The following is a 24505-nucleotide window of genomic DNA, read 5'->3' on the forward strand; positions in this document are numbered from 1 at the left end:
CACAATATGATACTTTATATCGTATATCGAGTGACTTGACCTACGATAGTTTTCCATCCCGCAAGCATACTAAAGTCTTCGACTGAAGTCGAGGGTTTTACTCCCCGTATGGGACAATAACGATCGTTCGTTATCTTTTTTTTCCAGTCCCATGCCGATTTTTAATGCAAACCGGAGACCTGTTGCCGTACCCGGGGCTGCTGTCGATACAAATAAGGTCTACGAGAAGCCCTTTGCCGCCTCGTTCAAAACGTTTATCTTCGAATCGATCGTCCGTGAAAATTGCGCGATTTTCAGATTCGAGTAATTCATTTCCTGTGCCATTTCGGACAGCCGCTCGATCATCTTCATGGTTTCCCCTATGGACGCACGCTGTTCTTTTATCGAGGACTCCATGATCTTTGAAAAGGATTCGATTACCTTCGCCTGGTCAACCGCGTCGGTGATGGCGCCGGTCTGCGTGTCCATGAGGACCTTGAATTCATCGATGTTCGAGGAGATCGACGCCGTGCTGTTTACGATGGAAATAATTTTCCCGTTGGTCACATTGACGATCCGAATCCCTTCACTGATATCCTTAATGATGGCACCTATCCTTTCCGAAATCTCCTTCGAGTTATCGGCCGTCGCCGTCGCCAGTTTCCCTATTTCATCGGCTACGACGGCAAATCCCTTCCCGTGAACGCCGGCCCGGGCCGCTTCGATCGCCGCGTTGAGGGAGAGGAGATTTACCCGGTCGGTGATGGCGTCTATCATCACCATGAACTCGCCGATCGCTTTTCCCCCGCTTTCGATGATACTCATTTTCCCCGTCATCTCCTCCAGGGTGCTTCCCGTTTCGCGGGTGGATGACGTAATTTGCGCGATGCTGGCGAGCGCGGAGGATGTCGCCCTGGCGATCGTCCGCTGGGATTCATCGAGCATTTCGACGAGCTTCTTCGTTTTGATGCCCTCTTCCTTCAAATCCACCGTCGATTTGTATACGGTTTCGTTGGAAGCCGCAAGCTCTTCAAACAATGCGCTCATCTCCTCGCTGGCCGAGGATTGCTCCTGCGACAATTCCGATAATTTTCCGGCCATACCGCTCAGTTCGGCGCTAAGTGCTACGAGGTCCTTCGACATGCCGGAAACCGTGTCCATCAGTTCTTCGAGGTAGGCGGCCCTGCCCCTGGCTATCTTTTCGTTCTTCTCAAGATCTTTATTCAGAGATTCGAGGTGCCGCTTCATAACATTAAGCTTGTCGGAGATTCCTACCGAGAGCAGCACGATCATGCAGATCGGGGCAATGCGTAACGCCGCATCCGGCAGGGGTGGAATTATCCTGAGAAAGCCGACGACCAGCCACGCCATGATGATAAGAAAGGGGGTAAATGAAACTAAATATATCCAGCCGGCCCTGTTCTTCCCCCATTTGGCGGATACGAAAGCCATCGGCATGGAAAAAATCATGACCAGCCCCGTCATCAGGAGCCATACATAAAAGAGCCGGGAGAGAATCAGGGGGATCGGCCGGCCGCTTGCGAGAAATATTACATAGAAGAGAAGCTCAAGCATGGTCAAGTACCGGTAGACGGAAAGAATGACATTCATCCATCGCGGCACCGTTTTTGCCGTATTCAGGAAGTCCTTGATAAAAAATGCCAGGAACAGGAATACCAGAAGCGCGAAGGGCACCGTAGCGCCATTGAACCACATCGCGTTGGGCCAGAAAAACTGGAATCCGTATCCGGTCATGGTGAGATAATTGAACGCAAAGCATAACGTCATGAGAGAAAACCAGAGGCCGTCCATTTCCTTTCGCCTTGCCGCGAGGAAAATCATCAGGTTATATATTCCGATAATGAAAAGTATCCCCAGCGTGGTGAAGTTTATCAGGTGTTCCCGGGATTCCTTCAGCCGGAACTCGCTTTCGGACCATCTCCGCAAAGGCAGATTCAGGTTACCGTCCGTTTCGGCGCGTAAATATATTGTAGTGATTCCACGGCCCGAGGTTATCGGGAAGACAAAGGTATTGGCGGAGAACTCCCGCGAGGCGAAGGGAAGCGTATCCCCGCTTTTTCGCACGGAATATCTCCCCTCCCCGTCCGGGATATAAAGCTCTATTATATCGAGCGGCGGATACGCGATTTCGAGCAGCCATTTAATATCGGTCTTTATGGGATTGGAGACGTTGAACCGGACCCAGCACACACGTGTTTCAATCGAAAAATCGAGATTATCCCTTGTGTTGAGAATGAATTTTGATGAGACGTCCTTTCGGGTAATATCGGAAAACGCGTAGCGCTTCTCCGGATCGAAAAGATATTCCACACCCGCGCAGATATTCTCGCCCCCGAGCGTGCCAAGGTCGACAGGCGTCGCAGATTGGACGCCGCGCGCGGTGCCGGTCAGCATTATCAGAACAACAATAATACCGCACATCAGCGAGGAAGAAGCTCTGTTCGAATGTTTCATGACATCCCCTTGAATTATCGGTGCAGCCCGGATACCGTGCTGCACCGGGTTTCGGCCCGCACCCCGTTTGCCGCGCTCGAATCCCGGACGAATTCCTGCCGGCGTCCGGACCGCCGTCGGATCATGATGACGCACTCCGACGGGGGAGCCCCGGTACGCACGCCGCCGATGCTAAAATTCTCCCGCCTCGGCCTGCTCCTTTGTTGTCCGGTACCATGTTTGGGTGCTGTACATGAACCCCACATAGCCCCGCATCTTCAGGTTTCCGTCCTCCAGCCAGACCTTAGCCTTATATTTCGCTCCCTTTTTCGAATCGATGATGTAACCGTTTTCCCAGATGCCCTCCGCGGTGCGTTCGGTAAGCTGAAGCCACGCGGTGCCCGTGATGGGCTTGTTGTTCCAGTCCTCCGCGCCGCCGCTGCAGGCCGTGCACGTATCGTCCGGCTTCATGTTGGGATAGCTGATAATGAACCCGGACAACACCCCCCCGTCGACCGTGAAGAGCCAATAGGCCGTGGCCATGCCCGTTTTATCGTCCACGCTTTTCCAATAGCCCTCCTCGGGAAATGCGGCGTTCACGGTCCCGCCGCATAGACAGCACAGAACCGCGGTGCAGAGTATCGCGACGACGCCCCTTGCTAATGGTTTCATTTCACTCCTCCTGGTTAATTAGATGTGCGCACCCATCCTCGAGTTCCGTTTAACGGGAAACGAGGTTCATTAGAACGCCGCGTAGACATAGATGAAGACCTCATGGTTTCCCTTTTCCGTCCTGACCTGTTCGCCCGCGAGGACGTCCTGGTATCGCTGGTCGCTCCTGCGCGCATCGATGCCGTACCCGTATGAGATCCCGAAGGGTAGCGCATCGGCGAGCAGGGTGCTCAATCCCAGGGTAACGGACCGGTATAATTCACGCGGGTAATCCTGCTGCCCTATCACCCGGTTGTCTTGGGGCATGTAGAGGGCATAGAATCCGACGGCGATGCGCGAATTCCAGAACGCGATGGGCATCCCCAGGACGATGTTCGACACGGCCCATTCGCTGTGGCGGAATTCGCCGATATAATATCCCGGGATTTTCGAAAACTCGGTTCCGGGATTGAAACTCCCGATCGCCTCGGCGTTGTTTCTATCCACGCCGGTATGATACGCCCCGCTTATCTCCATCTGGAGGGTATAGCCTCTCCTGTTTTTGTATAACCCGGCCTTCGCCCAAAACTTATGGGTGTCCTCTATGCTCGTCGCGCGTTCTCCCGAGGGATCGCCAAGCGCGTAACCCGGAAGCACATCGACCCAGGTGCCGTACCCGACCCTCCGGGAATACTCATACCGCGCTTTTATCATCGCGCCGCTCTTTATCCTGCCGATGTCCTCCGTGACGACCTTGCCTATCTGGAACTCCCCGCCCGGCTTATGCTCCAGGTGCTCGTTGGGAAGATCTATCTGTGTGCGCCTTCCCACCGCGCCCCGCTCGTTCTCCCGGTAAAGATAATAGGCCGCGAGGTACTTTACCTTTGTCGTGAAATAGTCGCCCCACTTGTTTTCCAGGAACACCTCGACCCCCGGCGCGTAGCCGGCGAAGTTCCGGTCCGGGTAATTCAATCCGCGATCGAAATCGCTGTACGCCGAATAGGTGAACATTCCGAATTGCGGCTTGATTCCTATCTGGATCGAATCGGTCTTCCTGCTCAGAATGAAGAACATCAGCGTGGTATCCAGGCCGTATTCCCCATACAGGTTATTACCGGGATCGCGCATAAAGTACCGATACGATACGATAGGCGTTGAGCCCTCATACAGTGAAGGGCTGAAGGGCGTGTCCGCTCCCAGGAGGAGAAAGTGTTTCGGCCCCTCCTCCGCCGCAAAAGCCGTTGAGGCAAACACAAGCAAGACTGCACATATCGAAACACAAATCGACCACATCACCTTCTTCATTGAAACGCTCCTGGAATGCAGATTTCATTTATATTCAATTAAGCGACCACCGCAGCGGCTGCTTACGCGAGCCCGTACCTGAAAATGTAAAAGCCTTGTGCTCCGCCGCGCGGAAAGGCGCAGTCGATCCATTGACCTCAAGGCGCCGGAATCTCAGCAACTCTTCTTCGGAAAGAGTCAGCACCACTTCCCACGTGCCTGCGCGGTGCGGCGCGTACCAGCCCGAGTAACCTGATGCGGTTTTGCACAATCCCGCGATGGGCGACGCAAACCGGTATTCCGCTTTCGGGAGCCTGGGCGTGATGCGCACCCCCTCGCCCGTAAACTCGATCCCCATGAGTTTCGCCATGCTGTAAAGGGGCCATGCATGCGGGTGCATATTCATGACAGGAAAATCGGTCCAGTTCATTCCCTTCAGTCCGTATGCCTGCGTCGAATTTACGCCCTCCTTCTCGAGCAGCGATTCGTCGAACTGGGTCTGCCCGGGATACCGCGAGAATACCGAATTGATCTTATCCGGTCCGCTCCAGATTCCGTACCAGACATCGGGAAAGCGTTCCGCGTGGACGGCGCGGGAATTCTTCTTCCATTCATCCCACGCCATGTTCGGGTCCACGAGCGAAAGCGCCCAGATCAGGGTCCCGTTTATCGAGGGCCAGATTCCCGCGTTCGCCCCCGCGCCCGGCGCTATCCTGCTCCGCGCAAGGGTACCGCTCATGAGGCATGCCCCCAGGGGAGAGCGCCGTCTCAGATGCTCGTCAATGCTTCCGGCGAGCGCTTTCGCCTGATCGGCGGTGGCCGACCCGCCGATAATGGACCACGGCTGCGGTTCGAGCCACAGCATGTCCTCTCCCACCCAGCCGATCTCCGGCGAGAGCCATGCGCGCCTGAACCATTTTCCAGTCCATTGCGCCCGCACGGCTTCTCTTTGCGTTTCCGCCGCCCTCTGGAGCGCGCCGGCCGTTTCCGGATTTCCGGCGAACCGAAGCATGCGGGAAAAATGCTCCAGTACATACGAGGCCATCGCCCCGTTCAATACGCTCACGGCGTTACGGTGCACGCTCTCGATATCTTCATTCAGCGCATACTCGACGACGATCCCATCGTTCCAATCGCCCTTGAGCAGCCGGGGCAAACCATGGGCACCGTATCCGGTACTTTCGACCAGGTGCGTATAGCAGCGCATAAGCGCGCCCATGACGGTTTCGACGCGGGATTCTCCGTCCGAAGCCGGGTACAGGGAGATGCGTTCGTTCAGAAAATCGGAATCCTTGGTCGCCAAAACATATTCAGCGGCAAGCCAGAGGAGCCACAGCTCCAGATCGCTGGGATGAAACGAGCTGGGCATTCTCATCCCGCGTCCCGTGACCGCATAGGGGAGTTCGCCGTCGGGAAGGGCCGTTTTTAGAACGAAGCGCAGGACCTCTTTCACGACGCCGGGATCGCAAAAGATAAACGGAAGGGCGTGTTGCAGCGCGTCCCGGGGAGGCCCCTGAAAACCCAGTATATACTGATACACGTGGGCCTGCGAGATTATATGCTCCTTGAAATAGCTGTCATACGTCATGTTGCTGCGCAGATAATAATGATGCCAGAAGAGCTCCCTGTCGACCCAGGGTTCATCGGCGAGCGACAATTCGATCCTGTTCTCCTTCCATCGAGTGCACGAATTTTTCCATGCGCTCTCATAGCTTCGCTTGTATTTATAAACGAGGGTGTCGTAGTGCCATCCCTCCGGAATATAACCGAACGCGAAATGCATCGTGTTCGATTCGCCCGGTTCAAGGCGGAACCGCCGCTCGAGAAACATGCCGTCGCAGGACGCGCCCGGCCGTGGCGTATCGGGCAGCGGGTTTTTCAAACCCTCGGGACTGCCGGGGCCTCCCCTGCCGAAAAAAGCCCGCGCATCCGTCTCCAATCCCTGCGCCTCTGCGTCAAGCGAGGTCAGGAAGACCAGCGGCGGTTCGAGGTCTTCAAAGCCGATCCCTTTCGACGGGAACCTGATCTCCCCGCCAAAGATGTCCTTGCCCTGTGTCCCGAAGTACTCCTGGAATTCGTTCCACCTTTTTTCCTGTTCGGGGCTCCAGCCGGTGAATTTCGTTTGAACCACGATACCCCTCCCGGGGGAGGCCTCCGCGATTCTGCGTTCGAACCTGGTTCCAAGCTCCCTGCGCATGCGCACTACATTGCCCATCTCCTGTTCCGCCGCGGCGTAAATCGTCGCGCGAAAGGAAAACTGGTACATCTGGCAACCCCAGTATTCGATCCATCGCAGGTCGGCGGGCGCGCCGCTTCCATTAGTAACGGTGACCTGTGAGATGAGAAGCGGATCGTCGCCAAACGGCGCGAAGATAACCTGGTCGATATCGTAATCCCGGCCGCTCAGCGTCTTGCGCACGTATCCCGCGCCGAAGACTCGTTCAAAGCCCTCGTCCTGACCCTGATAAAAGGTACTGCACACCTGCGTTCCATCGGTAAGGTATCCGAAACCCCCGGCGAATTGATTATTTGACGGATCGTATTCATTCAGAAATTTCGGCGCGCCCTCATCCTGCCGCACCTGTATATATCCATAGTTAGACGCCACACCGACCAGCCTGTCGTTGCCTATCTGGTGGATATGATCCGTCGGCAGCCTTAACTTTTTGTTTAGGGGGGTGACCGCCTTGGGATCCTTTGTCTGGTTGCATGTATAGCGGTACGCGGGAAGTCCGAATTCATCCTCCATCCACTCGCCGAAATACCCGGATCCGTAAGGCTTCGCGGTCATGCCCCAATCCCCCGGCAATCCCTCGCATAGTTCGCGATCGTATTCATTTTCGCCCTCACCCCTTCGTTCCGATTTTTCTTTCCTTCAATTCCGAAACGATCGTGTTGAACCTTACGGAATCCAGCGAGTACCAGCGCATACAGAAAATCCCCAGGATTCCCGCGGTGAAAGGAGCGATCGTCATTATGCCCAGTATTCCGTTTAACGCGGTGCCGGTTTGGACGCCGTTGGGAACGTAACCCACGAATGCCAGGATCATCCCGGCGAACGCGCCGCCGATCGCCGTGTCCAGCTTTTGTACGAAGGAGAAAGCCGAATAGGTAAGTCCCTCCGCGCGAAGGCCGGTTTTCCACTCCGCGTATTCAACGGTATCGGGCGCCATGGACCACATGAGCTGCGCCCCCGCACCCCCGCCTATTCCACCTAACGCGCCTAAGATGAATATGAGTCCGATATTACTGTAGGGAGTGACGAAAACCCCGACGTTAACCGCCATACCTATCGCGATCGCGGCATAATACATGTTCTTCTTTCCGATCCGCTTGCTCATGATCGTGGAAAGCACGACTCCCACGATGAGACACAGGGCGACAAACAGTGCATAGACGGGATACAGGTCCTCGCGCTTAAGATTGTATTTTATGAAATACAGGCTCGTGGCGCCGGTCATGGTATTGGCGATGCCCAGGAAAAACACCGACATGCTCAGGGCGATAAGCGGTTTGTTCGCCATGAGAAGCCTGAGCGCTTCTTTCAGTGAATAGCCCACATGGCTTTCGACCGATATTCTCTCCCTGGTGCTCAGGAAGGTGATGAAGAATACTATCGTCGCTATCGCGGAAAAAATAATCAGTACGTTGCGAAAACCGATCTCCTTTGTCGGGAACGAGTTCACCAGCGGCAGCGTGCTCACGGCCACGAGTATGCCCGCCAGTATCGCGAAAAATACCCGGAATCCGGAAAGCGTTCCCCTTTCGTTGGTATCCTGGGTCATGGCGGCGGTCAGTGACGAGAACGGCAGATTCACCGCCGAATATAAGGTAACCAGGAGCAGGTACGACACCAGCGCCCAGACGAACTTTCCGTCGTGACCCAGGTCCGGGGTCGTGAACGTCATGACCAGGATTATACCCAGCGGCAGCGACCCGAATAATATGTACGGGCGAAATTTGCCCCACCGCGTATGCGTGTGGTCGGCGATATACCCGATCATGGGATCGAAGATCGCGTCCCATACGCGCGAAACCAGGAAAATCACGCCCGCCTCCGCGGCGGTGATGCCGAAAACGTCCGTGTAAAAAAACAACAGGTAAAGCCTGACGACCTGCCAGGTTATATTGGACGCGAAATCGCCGACCCCGTAACCCAGCTTCCGTAACAGGCTGAGGGGTGCCGATGTTTCTTGCGGTACGATTTGTGGTTTGGACATTCCGGGCGCTCCTTATTGGTTAGTGCAAAACTGCTAAATTGAATTCAAGATAAATTTTCGGAACTATCAGGATATACGGCATTCACGATCTCCAGTGTGCTTCTCCTCTCCGGAATCCTGTATATGCTGATAAATCCGCGTGCTTCGACGGAACGGCGTGTGCAAAGACCGCCACGGGGCGAAAAATCGCGGTTGTCACACCTTTTTGCGGCAGTGTGACAACCGTTTGAACGCCTTGCCTTTTTTAAACTATAAGAACTTGTACTGTACGCCAAATCCGAATGCGTTGCGCGTATTGCTGTTCTCGAAGTCGTGGCCCTTTTCCGTATAGGTGCCGTACCACTGGTACGCGTATCCGACCTCAACGATGAGTCCCGGCATCACTTCCCAGCCTATCCCGATACTGTCGCTGATCACCCAGGGATACGTCGCCGCCTCCGCGAGCCCGGCGGATTCGCCGGTATTGTGCGTCCCGTTATCGGAATAGCTGTGCACGAATCCGACCTTGAGACCCTTCATCACCGTGACCTCGACCGAACCCGTTACGCTCCATGCGTCGTCGATATGATTCTCCTGGTCGCCCGACAGATTCGCCATCTTCTGGAACGTATAGCCAAAACCGGTGCCTACCTCAACCTCCGGGGTAATCTTGTAGCTGATGCCAATGTTTCCCACGGCGGGAATGTCTTTGCGCTTCTTCACGCCGTCGGTCGCCGCTGTTTGAGCTATCAGGCCCGCGGCGATAGCAGGATTGAAAGCAACTGCTTCATTCGTCACCACCTCGTTCTCCCACTCCATGATTATCGCACTTTCGTATTTCAAGGAAATGCTCAATTCCTTGGTCGGCTTGGTTGCGATACTCACGACATACCCATATCCTTTAGCCTTTTCCTCAGTTTCTACCTTGCTCGTCACGGTATTGGCGGGAGCGACATTCATGAAGGCAGAATATTCAATCTGGGAACTCCCTGCACCGCTCACAAATCGGCCTGCCGCTGAAAACGAGAGCATGTCTTTAATCACCTCGTAGGCACCGCCGAGGGTAAAATGCAAGGACGCCGAACTTCCCGAAACCTTTGCCTTGGTGGGGGTAAACGCCTGCCCGGTTTGAGTGGTAAGAAACCCTGTGGGATCGAACACATTGGAATCGAGCGCCTCACTTCCGTGATTGTACGTCGCCGATCCGCCGCCGCCTATCACGCCGGAGCAAAGGAACGCGGCCCATTCATCCGCCACAAAGGAAACCGACGCGGCGGGAAACAGGTAGATATCCGAGCTGCCCCGGTAATCCGTGTCCGCGCTTGCGTCTTTCAAATGATGCCGGTCGAAAATCAAAAAATTCGCCGCGGTCGCGTACAGTCCCGGATCGGCAAAGCCGAATCCCCCGGGATTAAAAAAAGCCGCCTCGGCGTCCGTCACGGTGCTCGTCGTGTGCCGCATGCTCTGGGGCGTAAACGTACCGTTGACCGTAACGCCGGCCGCGAACGCGTGTGCGGTCATTATGGGAACAAGCATGATCGCCAGAGCCGCTAAGAAAATCCTCTTCATAGTCAATCCTCCTGGAAATATTCTATTACGACTAGTATCCGCCCTCACGGCGGTGATGCTCATGGCCTGGAAAACATCCCCGGACGAGCCGGAGATTCGATGCGAAAGATAACGATCGTTCGTTATCAATAATTCAGCCAGCTAACAGAATCCCGATACTGTCAATAATTTTTTTTAAATTTTATCGACCCCGAATGCCGGATTCATATCCCGGGCTGCCGCTCTCGCGTGATCGACCAGCGCAGCGGCGCATCCGCCGACCCGGATCCTGAAAACTTTATACCATCACCGGAATCGGTCCCGATGGTCTGTTCCTCACCGTTTACCTCGAGTTTTGTAGAGCGAGTGCCAGCTTCGTCCTTCAGCCGGAGCAGTATCTGCCATGTCCCCGCGGTTTTCGGCGCATACCATCCCGAATAGCCCTGGTCGGTTTTGACAAGTCCCACGAGCGGGGATTCGAACCGGTACATGGCCTTGGGGCAGGTCGGCGTTATGCATACCCCGTCGACGGTAAATTCAATGCCCATCAGTTTCACCAGGGAATAGAGCGGCCAGGCGTGCGGGTGCATGTTCATGACCGGGAAATCCGTCCAGTTCATCCCCTTCACCTTGTACGAATCCTTGTAGCCGGGATCGATCCCCGTTACCAGGGCCTCGTTGAACGGCGCGTGGCCCGGGAAACTTGCCGTCACCGAATTCAGGGTATCGGGCGCGCTCCAGATTCCATACCATATTTCGGGGTATACCTCCGCGTGCCGTGCAAGGGAATTTTTCTTCCATTCGTCCCAGGCAAGGGACGGATCCATGAGCGAAAGCGCCCAAACCAGCGTCCCGTTTATGGACGGCCAGATTCCGCCGCCGGTGCCCACGCCCGGCGCCGACATATAATGCCTGGGCGTCCTGCTGGTCAGCATAGCCCCGATCGGGGAAGGCCGCCTGAGGAGATCGTCGATGTTTTCGAGAAGGATTTTTCGCTGGTCGGGAGACGCCGCGCCCCCGATCACCGTCCAGGGCTGCGGTTCGAGCCACATCTCGTCCTCGCCCACCCAGCCCATCTCGGGCGTCAGCCACGCGCGCTTGAACCACCTGCCGCCCCATTGCGCGCGCACCGCTTCCCGCTGGGCCTGCGCCATTGCGCGCGCGTCGCGTGCAGCGCTCCCCTGATGTGCCAATGCCAGAAGGCATGAATATCGTTCAAGAACGTGTGAGGCCATCGCGGCGTTTAATACGCTTTCGCCCATCGCGCGCACCCTCGCCTGCTCCTCATCGGTCACGTTGTCCAGTACGATTCCGTCGTTCCAATCGCCGTTGGAAAGACGCTGCAGTCCGTGCGTGCCCGTTCCTGTAATTTCAACCAGATGAGAATAGCACCGGCCGAGCAGGGCACGCACGGGTGCAGTCCCGGAATTCCCGTCCGCGTCCGGATAGGTGGAAATGGTTTCATCCAGGAATGCCAGGTCCTTTGTCGCAAGCACATACTCGCTCGCGAGCCACAGGAGCCACATCTCCTGATCGCTGGGATAAAATCGGCTCGGCATGAACATTCCATGACCCGTGGTGGAATAGGGCAGCTCCCCGTCCGGCAGGACCTGTTTCAACACGAACCTGATTGTTTCCCTGACGATGCGCGGCTCGCTCAGGAGAAATGGAAGCGCGTGCTGAAGCGAATCGCGGTTGGGGCCCGAGAAGCCGAGTATGTACTGGTAGACATGGCCCTGGGCCAGGATATGCTCCCTGAAAAAGCTGTCGAACGTAAGATTTCCGCGCAGATAATAATGGTGCCACAGAAGCTCGCGGTCCACCCAGGAATCGTCCCGGGTGACAAACTTAATCCTGTTCCTCTTCCACTCTTCACCGGAGGCTGCCAATACGCGGCCGGGTTCGATCCGATATTTCTCCGCCAGCGATTCCACATCGTAACCGTCGGGAAGATACCCGAACGCGAAGCTCAGCGTGCGGGTTTCTCCCGCCGCAAGCGAGAACCTTCTTTCAAGCAGCATGCATTGTTCCCCGGCTGCCGGCGCCGGATCACCCGGCAGGGGAGCGCTCGCCCCATCGGGGGCCGCCGCCCCGCCCTTCCCAAAAAAGGCCTCCGCATCGACGCTCATTCCGTCCGCAGGCGCATCCAGCGAGAGAAGGAATATCCTGGGCGGATCAAGATCCTCGAAGGTAATATCCTCACGGGGCGTTTTAATGGCCCCGCCGAACACATTCTTTGCTACGGTGCCCAACAGCCCCTGAAGTGTGTTCCATCGGGCTTCCTGGGAGGGCTCCCAACCAGCGAACTTTGTCTCCGTCACGAGCCCGCAATCCCCGAATTTCGAGGCATTCTGTCGAAACCGCTTTGCGAATTCCCGGCGCAGTCCCGCTGATTTCCCGATGTCCTGTTCCATACCCGCGTAAATCGTAAACCTGAAAGAAAACTGGAACATCCTGCATCCCCAGTATTCGATCCAGCGAAGGTCGGTGGGAACCTCCCGGTTATTGGTTATGCTGACCTTCGAGATGAGCAGCGGGTCGTCACCGAATGGCGCGAATATGGTCTGATCGATCGTATAGCGATCCGTGGAAACGGTTTTCCTGAAGTACCCCACGCCGAAGACGCGATTGAAATCCCGGTCTCCCCCATCGTAGAAGGTGCTTATCACCTCATCCCGGTCCGCAAGGTATCCTATTCCCCCGCCGAACTGATGCGTTGACGGATCGAAGTCGTTCAGAAATTTCGGCGCCCCTTCGTCCTGGCGCACCTGGACATGTCCAAAGTTCGAAGCGACGCCCACCAGGCGGTCGTTCCCCACCTCGTGAAGATGTTCCGTCGGCGGTCGCAGGACCGGGTTTACCGGGCTCACGGCCTTAGTATCCGTGACTTGGTTGCAGTCATATCGGTACGCGGGAAGACCGAATTCATCTTCGATCCACTCGCCAAAATGGCCCGATCCATAGGATTTCTTGCTCATTTGATTCTCTCCATCTTCATGTATCGCTGCCTGTTACAAAAAGCCGCGTGACCGGCCGGAAACAACGCACACACGGATCTATCCGAGCGCATTGACAAGCTCTCTCGCTATCCCTAGATTCTCAACAGTGACCCCTTTGGGAGTTGCGTCGCCGCTTCCGAGCATGAATCCGGGTATATGCCTCGTCGATTCGATAAGGACAGTCACCTTTTCCCTGAATACTTCCGGATCCTTTTCCGCGAAGACGGTGCACTCGATTCCTCCGCCTAAAATCTTTCCTTTCGCGGAAAGCCTTTCGGCCTCCGGGGGGATATTGCAATCCCCGGTGGGCGGAGGAGCCACGTCAATAATGCCGTCAAATTGACATTCCGCAATATCGTCCATGATGAACGCGATTTTACCGCACATATGGATGAGGAACTTCTTTCCATACGAATGCAGAATCTTCGCGCATTCATTCAGCGCCGGCAGCTCGTACTTTTTAATCCATTGCGGCGAAGAGTTTGCGACGTTGGTATTCTCGTAGCAGATAATCACCTCGGCGGGAGACAACCCGGCCATGTGCGCCTCTTTAAGGCGCTTGCTATTGATGGCCTCGATAGTCGCTTCCAGTTCGTCCTTTTCATCATACATGAAGTTGATAAAGTTATTTACCCCCACGAGACCGGTCAGCAGCTCCTGATACCCCGTCTGCCACAATCCCGCCGCTACCTGGACATCGGGAAATTTGTGAATAGCGGCGGCAATCGGCTCATATGTGGGTTCAAACTGCGTGTGTTCGATAAGGTTCCGGAGCACACGCAGGTCTCCTGCGGTTTTGATGAGGTGCTCTGTGGGAAAGGGTATATTGGGCGAGGTTTCCGTAAAAGTGTCCATGCGGCGAAGAGTTCCCATTAATGTCTCATACTGCGTGCACAGGGCCCCCGCCTGGCCCGGCAGCATGCCGATGGAGAATTTGACCGTGGAATCGTAGCGCTCCGCGGCGGTGAAGTGCGTGCGGATCATATCGGCGCCAAAGTAATGCTGAATATCGAGGGCATCCAGTTTGTTGTACGGCTCCGGAAGACCCGCCTGCGTGTAACCGTCAATGACCGGAACATAAGGTAGGCGCGGCGGTTTCTTCCCGCTGAGCGCTGTTTTTATAAGCTCTTTTCCGGTCATTGAATTCCCCATCCACCGCGTCTCATCATTGCGACGACACCACCGGGTTTATTAAAGCGATACACCGGGCGGCTTCACTATCGATCAATAGACGCCATACTCCTGCAAAGTCTCCCACATAGCCATGATGTTCTCCGGGGGAACGTCGGCCTGGATATTGTGCACCGTGTTGAAAACGAACCCTCCCCCCGGCATCAGGTCCTCGAGGCGCCTCTTCACCTCCTCCCGTACTTCGGCAACGGTGCCCCGGGGAAGAATACGCTGCGTATCGACGCCCCCGCCCCAGAACACGATATCACGGCCGAATTCACGTTTCAGCTCTTTCGTGTCCATACCCGCCGCGCTCACCTGAACGGGATTGAGAATATCGACCCCCACCTCGATCAGGTCGGGTATGAGTTCCCTGACGGCGCCGCAGGAATGGAAAAAGATTTTCACCGGCGCCTGTTTCTTGATGAAATCGTACAATTCCTTTTGACGCGGCTTGATGTACTTCCTGTAGACGGCCGGCGATATCAGCAGGGAGCGCTGCGAGGCGAGATCCTCCGCCTCGTGGGCGATGAGGATGTAGTCCCTCCCGATCGAGAGGACTTTTTCCCAGTACGCCATCTTGACTTCCATGGCCTTGTCCATGATCCGGCATGCCATCTCCGGCTCACCCAGAAGCTCCACGAAGAAATTCTCCATGCCCCGGAGCCATCCCCCAAGCTCGAAAAAACCCGCGGAGACCCCCTGCATCACGATAGCGCAGCCGGAATTCTCGTAAATTTCCCGTAATTCCTCTTTCAATCCCGCGTAGCGCGCATTATCCCCCACGTCCGGCCATTTGTATTCATCGATATCCCTTACAGAGGAGGCGTTCGCCAGCGGCCAGGCGGCCATATCGAAATACAGGCCCCCGTTAACCGGCATCTTCCAGGTAATTCCCCATTCGTCCGTAAAGATGCGATATCCATCCGCCTCCCGGATCTCGAGGTTCCACACGGAAGAGGCGCGGGGGGCGACTACCCTGATATCCGGCTTTAGCCTGTCCAGTACCTCGGTATCGACCTGCGCGAGCTGTTGAATCACATCGAAGGTCCTTAAATCCTTCTCGTCCTTTGTAATGCCCAGATGCGCGAGCAGCCGTTTATACGCCGTCATCGAGATCCCGGATACGTTCGTACCGCCGAAATCGAAGGGCACCCTGTCCGGCTCGATATGATTAAGCGCTTTAGTTACCCTCTCCCTTGAATTCATGAAGTCCCCTTTCCAAACGGTAATATGGCATGCGTGCGGATCAGCATGTCTGCGCCCTGCAGGAACACGCCCGGACCGGAAACGAATGATATCGAGCGTTCGGTATCAATAGATTGCCTGAAAACGCGGGCATTTCTCATAATCGCGAACCCCGCGCCACGAACGGCATCTGGAAACATTTCCCTCTCACCTCACCGGTTCCGGAGCGGCCGCCTACTGCACCGATTTCATCACGGCGCTCTCGATTAAATCCATCAACTGCTCGGTCGTAAATTTCTTTTTAAGACTCCACCACCGCAGCGACGGGATTGCCAGCTGGAATACTATCATGTTTGCCGTAAAAAAGGTATCGTCGACATGGAATGCCTTTTTCTCGACACCGCGTATAAGGATCTTTTCGAAGCAGTCGATGAGGCTTCCCTCTTTTTTCATGGTCTCCTGCAAAAACTTTTTGGGGAGATGTTTGCTCTCCTGGTACATGAGAAGAACCATTTCATGGTAATCGTATACCGGCTCGAGCATTCTGCGGGTCGCCGTGCGCAATTGCTCGACCGGATCCTCGATTTCGAAAACGCCGTGCTTCTCCAGGTATTCGATCCACATCTGGTGAAATACGTTGAACACCAGGCAGAGCACGTCCTCCTTCTTCTCTATATAATCGTAGAGATTCCCGATAGTAATTCCCGTCGCCTTGGATATCTCCCGGATCGTAGTCGCCGAATATCCCTGCTTGATGAAAAGCTGGCTGGCCCGCTGCGCGATATGGAAATGGCGCTTTTTAATAAGCTCCGGATCCTTTATCTGGGTCTTTATGGAATTGCTCAAGTGTGTACCGCCTTTTATCGTCTTCGTTTCTAATCCCTTCCCCGGGGTCCCTTCATAGAGTATTCATCCTGGCGACAGGCTGTCAAGGAAATTGGATCATACTTCCATGTAATCCACCGGCCGTATACCGACGACCGATATCCGTGAAGCGTGCTGAACGCGCGGGACCATTCCCGTAACAACCGATAATAACGAACGCTTGTTATTATTTATTTCGGCAATTTTTTGTCAACCGGTTTTCACGAACATCCGAATTAATTCCGCCGCTCCGGAATGATAAAATTGCGCTTGATCCGGCCAGGGAAACCGTTATGGTAGCGTATGGGGATTTCATTTTCCTGCATACATGGATTGCGCGACACCGACGCGTGCGCGATTGAAGACATCTGCTACCGCACCGGGCACAACGGCGAGGACCTTACCGGTACGGGGCTTTTTGGCGACCGGCACCTCTTCGCGATGATCTTCGCGCTCCACTACGTACGGTACGAACCGGAACACTGCTTCGTCGCCCGCGAAGAAGGCTCGGGAAGGGTCACGGGTTATATCCTGGGGACCGATACCACGGCGCGACAGGAGAAGCGTTTCTCCCGTCACATGGCGCCCCGGATCGCACTGCGCGCGCTGCTGTACTCCTCCTGGCGCTATCCGGGAACACTGCGGACGGTTCTACACTTCAAGCGCTACGGTGACGCGAATCCCCTGCCCGCGCGCATCCGCGGGGAGTATCCCGCGCACCTGCACATCAACATGCTCCCCGGCTTCCAGTCGAAGGGCGCGGGCTCCGCGCTCATCGTGCGCTTCGAGGAGCATATGCGCGCGCGCGGCGTGAACGGCATCCACCTGGTCACCTCGGAGGCCAACGTGAGGGCGGTGCCCTTTTACCTGAAACACGGGTACTCCGTCGCCGAGAGGCTTTCCCCCGGATTCTGGCCGGACACCCCGGACGTGCGCGCACTGGTGTTTGTCAAGAAATTGACCGGCTGAGTGATTTACAGGCTTATTCGTCTTAATCCACGCCAGTCTGTGGCCCAATGCCTTCGTTATTATCAGGGATTAACAGGATTTTAACGGAAAGCATTTTCCACTATTACGCTTATCCCTGCCCATCCTGTCTATCCCTGTTTCAATGTCATTGGTTTTTAGCCGCTGATTTTCACGGATTTACACGGATCGGTCTTTTTCCGGTCGTGCTTATCCGTGTGTTTCCGTGTTTATCCGCGGCTCAATGCTGTTGTTTTTGGTCGCGGATTTTCACGGATGAAGCCGGGGAAGCGCTTCCGGGAGCCCGTCGAATCGGACCCCCCGTAAAAAATTAGGGCTTGAGAAATTCACCGGCGCGGTTTACAATCACGGCACCGGTCCCGCCACTTCCATGCGGAGGCGCCCCAATGAATATTCGGAATATTATTCCGTACGCACTTGCGTTGTGTATCGCGGTTATGCCGTTCGCCTGTTCCCGCAACGACGGGACCGACGCGGAGATGCGTCTCCTGGGAGAAAAATACCAGGTGCGCATCCTCCGCGACTCGTGGGGGGTTCCTCATGTGTTCGGCAAAACGGACGCCGATACCGCCTTCGGCATCGCCTACGCGCACGCCCAGGACGACTTCAAGACCATCCAGCTCATACTCACGGCCGTGAACGGGAGGCTGGGGACGGTCCTGGGCAGGGACGGCGCGGGAAACGATTTCCTCGTCCATCTGATACGCCTCTGGGATACCGTGAACGCGAAGTACGAAACCGATCTCACGCCCCGGAGCCGCACTATCTGCGAAGCCTACGCGGACGGCATCAACTACTATGCGGCGCTGCACCCGGATGAGGCGCTGCCGGGGCTCTACCCCGTGAGCGGGAAGCATGTAGTCGCCGGATTCGTCCACAAGATGCCGCTCATGGTAGGAGTGGACATGGTCCTCAAAGAACTCTTTACCGGGGAGAAGAGCGCTTCGGCGGGCCCGGGGGATGACATCCTCAGGTCGGCATTCAACGGCAGCGCCTTCTCGAAGGTCGTTCCGCGCATCGGATCCAACGCCATCGCGGTCTCCCCGCTTCGTTCCGCAGGGGGTGAAACCTTCCTCGCGGTAAATTCCCACCAGCCGTGGGAGGGCCCCGTCTCCTGGTACGAGCTGCAGGCCCACAGCGAGGAGGGCTGGAACATGACCGGCGGGCTCTTCCCCGGATCGCCGGTGGTCCTCCACGGGCATAACGAGTTCCTGGGATGGGCGCACACGAACAACTACCCCGACCTCGTGGACGTCTACGCGCTCGAGATGAATCCCGACGATCCGAACCAGTACCGTTTCGACGGCGCGTGGCGCGAGCTCGAGATACGGAAAGCCCCCATCAAGGTGAAGCTCCTGGGGCCGCTGTCCTGGACCTTCAACGAGGAGGTGCTCTGGTGCGTCTATGGTCCGGCGGTGCGGCGCCCGCATGGTGTATTCGCTATCCGTTATGCGGCACTGGGCGACATCCGCCAGGTAGAGCAGTGGTACCGGATGAACAAGGCGCGCTCGATCGAGGAATGGGAAGGCGCCGTGCGCATGGGGACGCTTCCCATGTTCAACTGTACCTATGCCGACAGCAGGGGCACTATCTTCTACCTTTACCAGGCGCTCATGCCGCTTCGCGATGAGGGGTACGACTGGAAGAAGACCCTTCCCGGCTCCACCTCGAAGACGCTTTGGACGAAGTACCTCCCTTACGAGAGGCTCCCCCAGGTGAAAAATCCCGCCTCGGGCTTCGTCATGAATTGCAACAACACGCCCTTCCGCACAACGGTGGGGGAAGGAAACCCGCGCCGCGCGGACTTCGCGCCATCGCTCGGGATCGAAGACCGAATGACGAACCGCGGGCTCAGGGCGCTCGAGCTCTTTGGTGCGGACGAATCGATCACCTGGAAAGAATTCCACGACTACAAGTATGACATGCGCTACTCCAGGGAATCGAAGATTGCGAAGATCCGCGCGCGCGTCACAAGCCTGGATATGGGTACGGACCCGCTCCTCGCCGAGGCGCGAGCCGTTATGGGAACCTGGGACCTCTCCGCCGACCCCGGGAACAAGGGGACTGCGCTCGCGATCCACACCTACTGGAACCTCCTGGGCCCGCAGGGGAGCCGCGCGGTGGACGATGTGTCCGACGAGGAGCTTCGCGCCGGATTCGCGAAGGCGGCCAATCTCATGAAGGACACGTTAGGCGGCCTGCGCGTACCGTGGAGCACGGTGAACCGGCTCATCAGGGGAACCGTCGACCTGGGACTGGGCGGGGGGCCCGATACGCTTCACTGCGTCGAGGGCGACACCCGGAAGGATGGGCGCTTCCGCGGCAAAGTGGGCGATTCCTACGTGCTGCTCGTGGCCTGGGATGCGGACGGGCGCGTCCGCTCCCAGAGCATTCATGTATACGGGAGCGCCACCCTGGACGAAAACTCGCCCCACTACGCAGACCAGGCGCCCTTGTTCGCGAAGCGCGAGCTCAAGCCCGCGTGGCGGACGGAGGCCGATATCCGCGCGCATCTTGAGAGGGAGTACCGTCCGGGAGAGGAGATGAAGGGGATTCGATAGGCGTGCCGGCGTCCGGGCGGGCAAGGGGTAAATCGGCGCTCCACCGATTCCCGGGCGGGCCCGGATTAAGCGGCGTGCGGTGACGTGAAAATCGCGCCCCGCCATTACGCCCCGGGAGCCCGGTTTCCGGCACCGGTCGGGATGCGAGTAATATCGGCCCCCCGAATTATTATCGTTGCCAATTCCCGGCCCGCTTTTATGATTACCCGACGCAGCGATTTTTCATCCAAAGGAGATCACCATGATCACAGTCGTAGCCACCATCAAGATAAAGCCCGGAAAAATGGACGAAGCGAAAGGGATATTGAAAGAGATCGTTCCCAAGGTCAAGGCATCCGAGCCCGGAACCCTGGAATACATACCACACACCGTACGCGGTGACGACGCGACGATTCTTTTCTACGAAAAGTACCGCGACAAGGATGCGCTCAAGGAGCATTCCGCAAACCTGGGCAGCTCCCTCGAAAAGCTCTTTCCGCTGCTCGAGCCCGGCATGGACCTCAAGACCTGCTACGAGATCGTCTAGCCAATCTCGGGCAACTACACAGGCAGGCGCCCATGGAAGTTTCCAGCGACCAGCTTCTCGCACTCGCGCGCTTCGCGTTCGTGCGCATGGACGGGGCATGGTTCATGTCCGCGGCGAAGAAGTTCGGGGTGGAGGCGGCGTGGCAGCTCGACGTCGACGCATGGCGGCAGTTCGCCTACGTCATGGGCAAGCGTATCCGCGCCCTCATGTTTCCCGAGCCCGCCTGGCCGGGGGATTTCCTGTCCGCCGTCGATATCTTCATGAAAATCCTGGATATCCCGGGCAGGAAGGTCACGCTCGAGGGGGACGTTATCAGCATCGTCGTGACGGAGTGCGAGGTTCAAAAAGCGATCGCGAAAGCGGGGATCGCCGACTGCGGAATCGTCACGGTCGAAACGTACACGCAGATGGCGCGGGGCCTTTTCGGCAGGGACATGGGAGTGCTCGTACGGCACGTGAAAAACCTCAACCAAGGCGCCGACCGCTGCGAGGTGCTCATTACCCGGCAGGAAGCGGCGTCCTGATCAGAATCCCGGCCCCGGATCGACCAGGGGCCGCGTCTTTTCGATCCTGAAATACACCACAAAGCGCTTTTTATCCGCATCGTCACCGTCCGGTTTCCGGTGGCGGCGCAGCGTTTCCACGACCGCGGGATCGCCGTCCTCGCGCAGCCTCGCGAGGTACAGCCGCACGCCCTCCCGCGGGCTGCCCTTCTGAATGAACAGGTAGGTCGCGCGCGGGTTCGACTGGAGATTGCGGTGGCTAAGGCGGTCGTTCATTATAAACGCGATAGTACCGTCCTCCATGAAATGCGGGCGGGAATAGAGCGCCGCGTCGGTATTGCCCTGCGCGTCCGCGGTGGCGAGCACGCCCGTACCGGTATGAGATTCGAAATATTCCTTAAGATCCATCGGCCCCTCCCGACAATTCGCGCAGCAGCGCCGAAAGCTCCCCAGGGTCCGTCACCGGGTTACGGCAGGTGAAATGGGCACACACGTAGGCGATTGCGCCGTGCGCCGGTGGCGTGAAGTTCCCTATTCCCTCGACGATGCCCGCAAGATCGTGCTCTCCCCCCGACGGGCCCTGGAGGAGCACGGCGGCATGGGGCAGATAGACCTCCCCGGCAGCGTCGATGAACGCCCGGGTGACGGGTGCGCCGGGATCCCCCGTGATCACGATCTCGCAGGAGGACGCGCGCGCGAGCTCGCGCGCCGCAAGCATTCCCGTGCACGCCGACGGGTGCCGCGCGAGCCCGGCCTGGTAGCTGCCGGCGATGCGCGCGGCCGTTTCCTCGAGCCCCGCCAGTCCTGTAAGTCTCGCCAGCCGGAACAGGCCCTCTATCGCCGCCGAGTTCGCCGAAGGCACGGCCGCATCCATAACGTCCCTACGCCGGAACAGCAAGTCGACGCTCCCCTCTTTTTCCGTCGAATAAAACGCGGTTCCCTCCTCGTCCAAGAATCGCGCTATGAAATACCGGGCGAGTTTGAGCGCCTCCCCCAGGTACCGGGCGACGAACGTGGTTTCGTAAAGTTCTACGAGCCCCCGGATGAAAAAGGCGTAATCGTCGGCCATGCCCCGGATCGCGCGGGACCCCTCGCCCAAATGCACGAGCCCCCCGTCCGCGGTCCTTCGCGATGCCAGGAAAAAGTCCGCCGCCTTCCGGGCGGCCGCGGCAAGCGAGGCGTCACCCAGTACACGTGCGCCCCGCGCCATCGCCCCGATCATCATGCCGTTCCAGTCGGTGAGAAGCTTGTCGTCCAGGAGCGGGCGCTCCCGCCGGGAGCGCGCGTCGCGCAGCGCGGCGAGCATTTCGGCGAGATCCCGCGCGAGCGCGCGCGGATCGAGCGCGGTCCCCGCGGCGAGCTCCTCCGCGTTCTTCTCCAGCACGAGGATGTTGTCGCCCGTGGCGACCGCCGTCGCCTCGTCGCGGTAATTGCCCTCCGGGAATACCCCGAAGGCGCGCGCGAACAATCGCGCCCGCTCCGGTCCCAGGACCCCCGCCACCTCGTCGTGCGTCCAGAGGTAGAACCTGCCCTCGATCCCCTCGCTGTCGGCGTCCTCGGCCGCGCAGAATGGGCCAGCCGGCGAGGCGAGGTCGCGCAGCACGTAGGCGAAGATTTCCCGCGCGGTCTCGGCGAAGGAGGCGTCCCCGAAGGCCCGGCTCGCCTCGAGGTAGGCGCCCGCGAGCGCGGCCTGGTCGTAGAGCATCTTCTCGAAATGCGGGAGGCGCCACTCGCGGTCGGTGGAATAGCGGTGAAAACCGCCGCCCGCGTGGTCCCAAATGCCCCCGCGCCGCATCGCCCTGAGCGTATCGGCCGCCATCCGGCGCGCGCGCGTGTCGCCCGTGCGGCGCCAGTAGCGGATGAGAAACACCAGCACGTGTGCGGTGGGGAACTTGACCGCCATCCCGAATCCGCCGTGCAGGGAGTCGTACTCCTCGTGCAGGGTCTGGACGGCCTGTTCCGGATCCGGCCCGGAGGCGTCGCCCCGCGTGTGTGTATCGGAACCTGCGAAGCGAAGGAGCGTTGCGGAAATCTCGTCGGCGGATTCCTCGACCTGCCGGCGGTCCGATCTCCAGATCGTTTCGATACGGGGGACAAGCTCCAGCAGCCCCACCCGCCCGTGCCCCGAGACGCGCGGGATGTACGTGGCGGCGAAGAAGGGCTTTTTCCCGGGGGTCATGACGATCGTGAGCGGCCATCCCCCGGATCCCGTGAGGGCCTGGCAGAAATCCATGTAGAGCCGGTCGACGTCGGGCCGCTCCTCGCGGTCCACCTTGACGCACACGAAGGCGCGGTTCAGCATCTCCGCGACCTCGCGGCTTTCGAATGACTCCCGCTCCATGACGTGACACCAGTGACAGGTGGAGTAGCCTATCGACAGGAATATCGGCCTGTCCTCGCGCTGCGCGCGCGCGAAGGCCTCGTCTCCCCACGGGTGCCAGTCGACGGGATTGTGCGCGTGCTGGAGAAGGTACGGGCTCGTTTCATTGATGAGCCGGTTCTCGTGAATTGTGTCTTCATGCATATCGTTCCCGCATGTGCGGAATGGTACAATATAATGCCCCGCGGAATGAACGGCAACCCCGAACCGCCCGAAGGCGCGGATTCGAATCCGCGCCTTCGGGCGGCCCATGTCCGATTTTTATTGCCCAGGCTCCCTTTTTCTGATTGAGTTTTCATGCGTCCGCTCGATCACTGGTATCCGGTTCCCGGCCGGGAACGCCCACAGGAGAGGCAGGCGCGATGAAGAAGAAACCCCAAAAAAAATCCCGAAACGCAAAGAAGCGCTCCGAACCGCTGTTTTCAACCACGCTCTTCCATAGAAGAAAGGGGAAATCCTACCTGCACTTCTCCGTCTCGCTCGCCGTGATAGGCGCGCTCATCATCTACCTGCTCCGACAGGAGGGCGGGTCGGGCGACTGGATCACGACCGGCTCCGTCATCACCGCGCTTTCATGCGGCATTCCCTCGCTCATCGCCCTCTTTTTCGGGATAAGCTATTACACCCGGGTCACCCTTGTCCAGGTATTCAGGGACGGCGTGCTTATCCGGATTAAAACCTTCTTCTCGAAGGGATTGCGCGGCACGGTTACGCCGCTGGGGGAATTCGAGGGGGTCGCGCTGGCGCCCGAAAAAAACATGACGATCCTTCGCTACTTCGTGTTTCTCTGCCATCGCGACAGCCGGCGCTCCATCGCGCTCGAACGGGAAATCGAGGGACTGGAGCTCGCGGAGTCCCGCCGGGAGCAGCTTGCGCGCATGTTCGGCGTGCCGATACTCGAGACCGGCGAGAAGGGCGTCATCAAGAACAGGATCCCCCCCGGCTGAAATCCGGGCGCGCGGAACCCCCCGCGAAAACCGTTCATATTTTTCATGCCTAGTTCGTATTCACTCTGGACACTCACTTTTGTCCCGGAGAATACGGAATGCTTCGCACTTCCTTAAACATGAGCCACATCGTCTACGTAAATATTGCCCTTGCCGCGGCAAAGCTAAAAACAAGCCGTCAGGCTGTCGTCATCATGCTCCTGAAGCGCGTTCTGCGCGATATTGACCGGTTTCCGGGAGGGTTTACTTTGGAGATCGGAAGAGC

Annotated in this window: 17 protein-coding genes; 5 read left to right on the forward strand and 12 right to left on the reverse strand. The window is 57.6% G+C overall.

Going from position 1 to position 24505, the window contains the following annotated elements:
• Positions 1-219: 219 nt before the first annotated feature.
• From EPN93_16605 to EPN93_16650, 10 genes are all read right to left on the reverse strand, one after another.
• Positions 220-2454, reverse strand: a complete 2235-nt coding sequence (locus EPN93_16605) for a hypothetical protein (protein TAL31958.1) — start codon at positions 2452-2454, stop codon at positions 220-222.
• A 171-nt stretch (positions 2455-2625) separates the two neighbouring features.
• A complete protein-coding gene (locus tag EPN93_16610) occupies positions 2626-3105 on the reverse strand; it encodes a DUF2147 domain-containing protein (protein TAL31959.1) in 480 nt (159 codons plus the stop codon).
• 69 nt (positions 3106-3174) lie between these two features.
• Positions 3175-4389: a hypothetical protein gene (locus EPN93_16615; protein TAL31960.1), complete on the reverse strand. Its 1215-nt coding sequence runs from the start codon at positions 4387-4389 to the stop codon at positions 3175-3177.
• Between the two features lie 34 nt (positions 4390-4423).
• Entirely contained in the window at positions 4424-7159 is a 2736-nt protein-coding gene (locus tag EPN93_16620; protein ID TAL31961.1) for a hypothetical protein, read from the reverse strand.
• A gap of 55 nt (positions 7160-7214) precedes the next feature.
• A complete protein-coding gene (locus tag EPN93_16625) occupies positions 7215-8588 on the reverse strand; it encodes an MFS transporter (protein TAL31962.1) in 1374 nt (457 codons plus the stop codon).
• A gap of 249 nt (positions 8589-8837) precedes the next feature.
• A complete protein-coding gene (locus tag EPN93_16630; GenBank protein TAL31963.1) occupies positions 8838-10136 on the reverse strand; it encodes a hypothetical protein in 1299 nt (432 codons plus the stop codon).
• A 203-nt stretch (positions 10137-10339) separates the two neighbouring features.
• The gene (locus tag EPN93_16635) at positions 10340-13093 is read right to left on the reverse strand and encodes a hypothetical protein (protein TAL31964.1); all 2754 of its coding nucleotides are present in this window, start codon (positions 13091-13093) and stop codon (positions 10340-10342) included.
• Between the two features lie 78 nt (positions 13094-13171).
• On the reverse strand, positions 13172-14266 hold the full coding sequence (locus EPN93_16640) for a hypothetical protein (GenBank protein ID TAL31965.1): 1095 nt from the start codon (positions 14264-14266) through the stop codon (positions 13172-13174).
• A 72-nt stretch (positions 14267-14338) separates the two neighbouring features.
• Positions 14339-15136: a hypothetical protein gene (locus EPN93_16645; GenBank protein ID TAL31974.1), complete on the reverse strand. Its 798-nt coding sequence runs from the start codon at positions 15134-15136 to the stop codon at positions 14339-14341.
• A gap of 570 nt (positions 15137-15706) precedes the next feature.
• Positions 15707-16381: a TetR/AcrR family transcriptional regulator gene (locus tag EPN93_16650; protein ID TAL31966.1), complete on the reverse strand. Its 675-nt coding sequence runs from the start codon at positions 16379-16381 to the stop codon at positions 15707-15709.
• Positions 16382-16639: 258 nt separating this feature from the next.
• Here EPN93_16650 and EPN93_16655 point away from each other — a divergent pair, with 258 nt between their 5' ends.
• The 4 genes from EPN93_16655 (at position 16640) to EPN93_16670 (ending at position 20934) form a co-directional block, all read left to right on the forward strand.
• The gene (locus tag EPN93_16655) at positions 16640-17305 is read left to right on the forward strand and encodes a GNAT family N-acetyltransferase (GenBank protein ID TAL31967.1); all 666 of its coding nucleotides are present in this window, start codon (positions 16640-16642) and stop codon (positions 17303-17305) included.
• A 404-nt stretch (positions 17306-17709) separates the two neighbouring features.
• The gene (locus tag EPN93_16660; protein ID TAL31968.1) at positions 17710-19884 is read left to right on the forward strand and encodes an acylase; all 2175 of its coding nucleotides are present in this window, start codon (positions 17710-17712) and stop codon (positions 19882-19884) included.
• A 241-nt stretch (positions 19885-20125) separates the two neighbouring features.
• Positions 20126-20410 (forward strand): antibiotic biosynthesis monooxygenase, encoded by a 285-nt coding sequence (locus EPN93_16665; protein ID TAL31969.1) that lies wholly within the window; start codon positions 20126-20128, stop codon positions 20408-20410.
• Positions 20411-20442: 32 nt separating this feature from the next.
• On the forward strand, positions 20443-20934 hold the full coding sequence (locus EPN93_16670) for a hypothetical protein (GenBank protein TAL31970.1): 492 nt from the start codon (positions 20443-20445) through the stop codon (positions 20932-20934).
• On the opposite strand, the gene EPN93_16675 is transcribed toward EPN93_16670, so the two are convergent.
• Together EPN93_16675 and EPN93_16680 are read right to left on the reverse strand one after the other, a co-directional pair.
• Entirely contained in the window at positions 20935-21321 is a 387-nt protein-coding gene (locus EPN93_16675) for a pyridoxamine 5'-phosphate oxidase family protein (protein TAL31971.1), read from the reverse strand.
• Positions 21311-23437 (reverse strand): thioredoxin domain-containing protein, encoded by a 2127-nt coding sequence (locus EPN93_16680; protein TAL31972.1) that lies wholly within the window; start codon positions 23435-23437, stop codon positions 21311-21313. Before EPN93_16680 ends, EPN93_16675 begins: the two co-directional genes overlap by 11 nt.
• Before the next feature lie 218 nt (positions 23438-23655).
• Here EPN93_16680 and EPN93_16685 point away from each other — a divergent pair, with 218 nt between their 5' ends.
• Positions 23656-24240, forward strand: a complete 585-nt coding sequence (locus tag EPN93_16685; GenBank protein ID TAL31973.1) for a hypothetical protein — start codon at positions 23656-23658, stop codon at positions 24238-24240.
• Positions 24241-24505 lie beyond the last annotated feature (265 nt).

The sequence above is a fragment of the Spirochaetota bacterium genome (genome assembly GCA_004297825.1).
In the GTDB taxonomy this organism is placed as follows: domain Bacteria; phylum Spirochaetota; class UBA4802; order UBA4802; family UBA5368; genus FW300-bin19.

Excerpts from the sequence above, each read along its gene's own strand:
- EPN93_16670 (TAL31970.1), top strand. The coding sequence starts at position 20,443 with ATGGAAGTTTCCAGCGACCAGCTTCTCGCACTCGCGCGCTTCGCGTTC.
- EPN93_16645 (TAL31974.1), bottom strand. The coding sequence starts at position 15,136 with ATGGCCGCCTGGCCGCTGGCGAACGCCTCCTCTGTAAGGGATATCGAT.
- EPN93_16635 (TAL31964.1), bottom strand. The coding sequence starts at position 13,093 with ATGAGCAAGAAATCCTATGGATCGGGCCATTTTGGCGAGTGGATCGAA.
- EPN93_16660 (TAL31968.1), top strand. The coding sequence starts at position 17,710 with ATGAATATTCGGAATATTATTCCGTACGCACTTGCGTTGTGTATCGCG.
- EPN93_16630 (TAL31963.1), bottom strand. The coding sequence starts at position 10,136 with ATGAAGAGGATTTTCTTAGCGGCTCTGGCGATCATGCTTGTTCCCATA.
- EPN93_16625 (TAL31962.1), bottom strand. The coding sequence starts at position 8,588 with ATGTCCAAACCACAAATCGTACCGCAAGAAACATCGGCACCCCTCAGC.
- EPN93_16685 (TAL31973.1), top strand. The coding sequence starts at position 23,656 with ATGAAGAAGAAACCCCAAAAAAAATCCCGAAACGCAAAGAAGCGCTCC.
- EPN93_16610 (TAL31959.1), bottom strand. The coding sequence starts at position 3,105 with ATGAAACCATTAGCAAGGGGCGTCGTCGCGATACTCTGCACCGCGGTT.
- EPN93_16605 (TAL31958.1), bottom strand. The coding sequence starts at position 2,454 with ATGAAACATTCGAACAGAGCTTCTTCCTCGCTGATGTGCGGTATTATT.
- EPN93_16620 (TAL31961.1), bottom strand. The coding sequence starts at position 7,159 with ATGACCGCGAAGCCTTACGGATCCGGGTATTTCGGCGAGTGGATGGAG.
- EPN93_16615 (TAL31960.1), bottom strand. The coding sequence starts at position 4,389 with ATGAAGAAGGTGATGTGGTCGATTTGTGTTTCGATATGTGCAGTCTTG.
- EPN93_16655 (TAL31967.1), top strand. The coding sequence starts at position 16,640 with ATGGGGATTTCATTTTCCTGCATACATGGATTGCGCGACACCGACGCG.
- EPN93_16680 (TAL31972.1), bottom strand. The coding sequence starts at position 23,437 with ATGCATGAAGACACAATTCACGAGAACCGGCTCATCAATGAAACGAGC.
- EPN93_16665 (TAL31969.1), top strand. The coding sequence starts at position 20,126 with ATGATCACAGTCGTAGCCACCATCAAGATAAAGCCCGGAAAAATGGAC.
- EPN93_16640 (TAL31965.1), bottom strand. The coding sequence starts at position 14,266 with ATGGGGAATTCAATGACCGGAAAAGAGCTTATAAAAACAGCGCTCAGC.
- EPN93_16675 (TAL31971.1), bottom strand. The coding sequence starts at position 21,321 with ATGGATCTTAAGGAATATTTCGAATCTCATACCGGTACGGGCGTGCTC.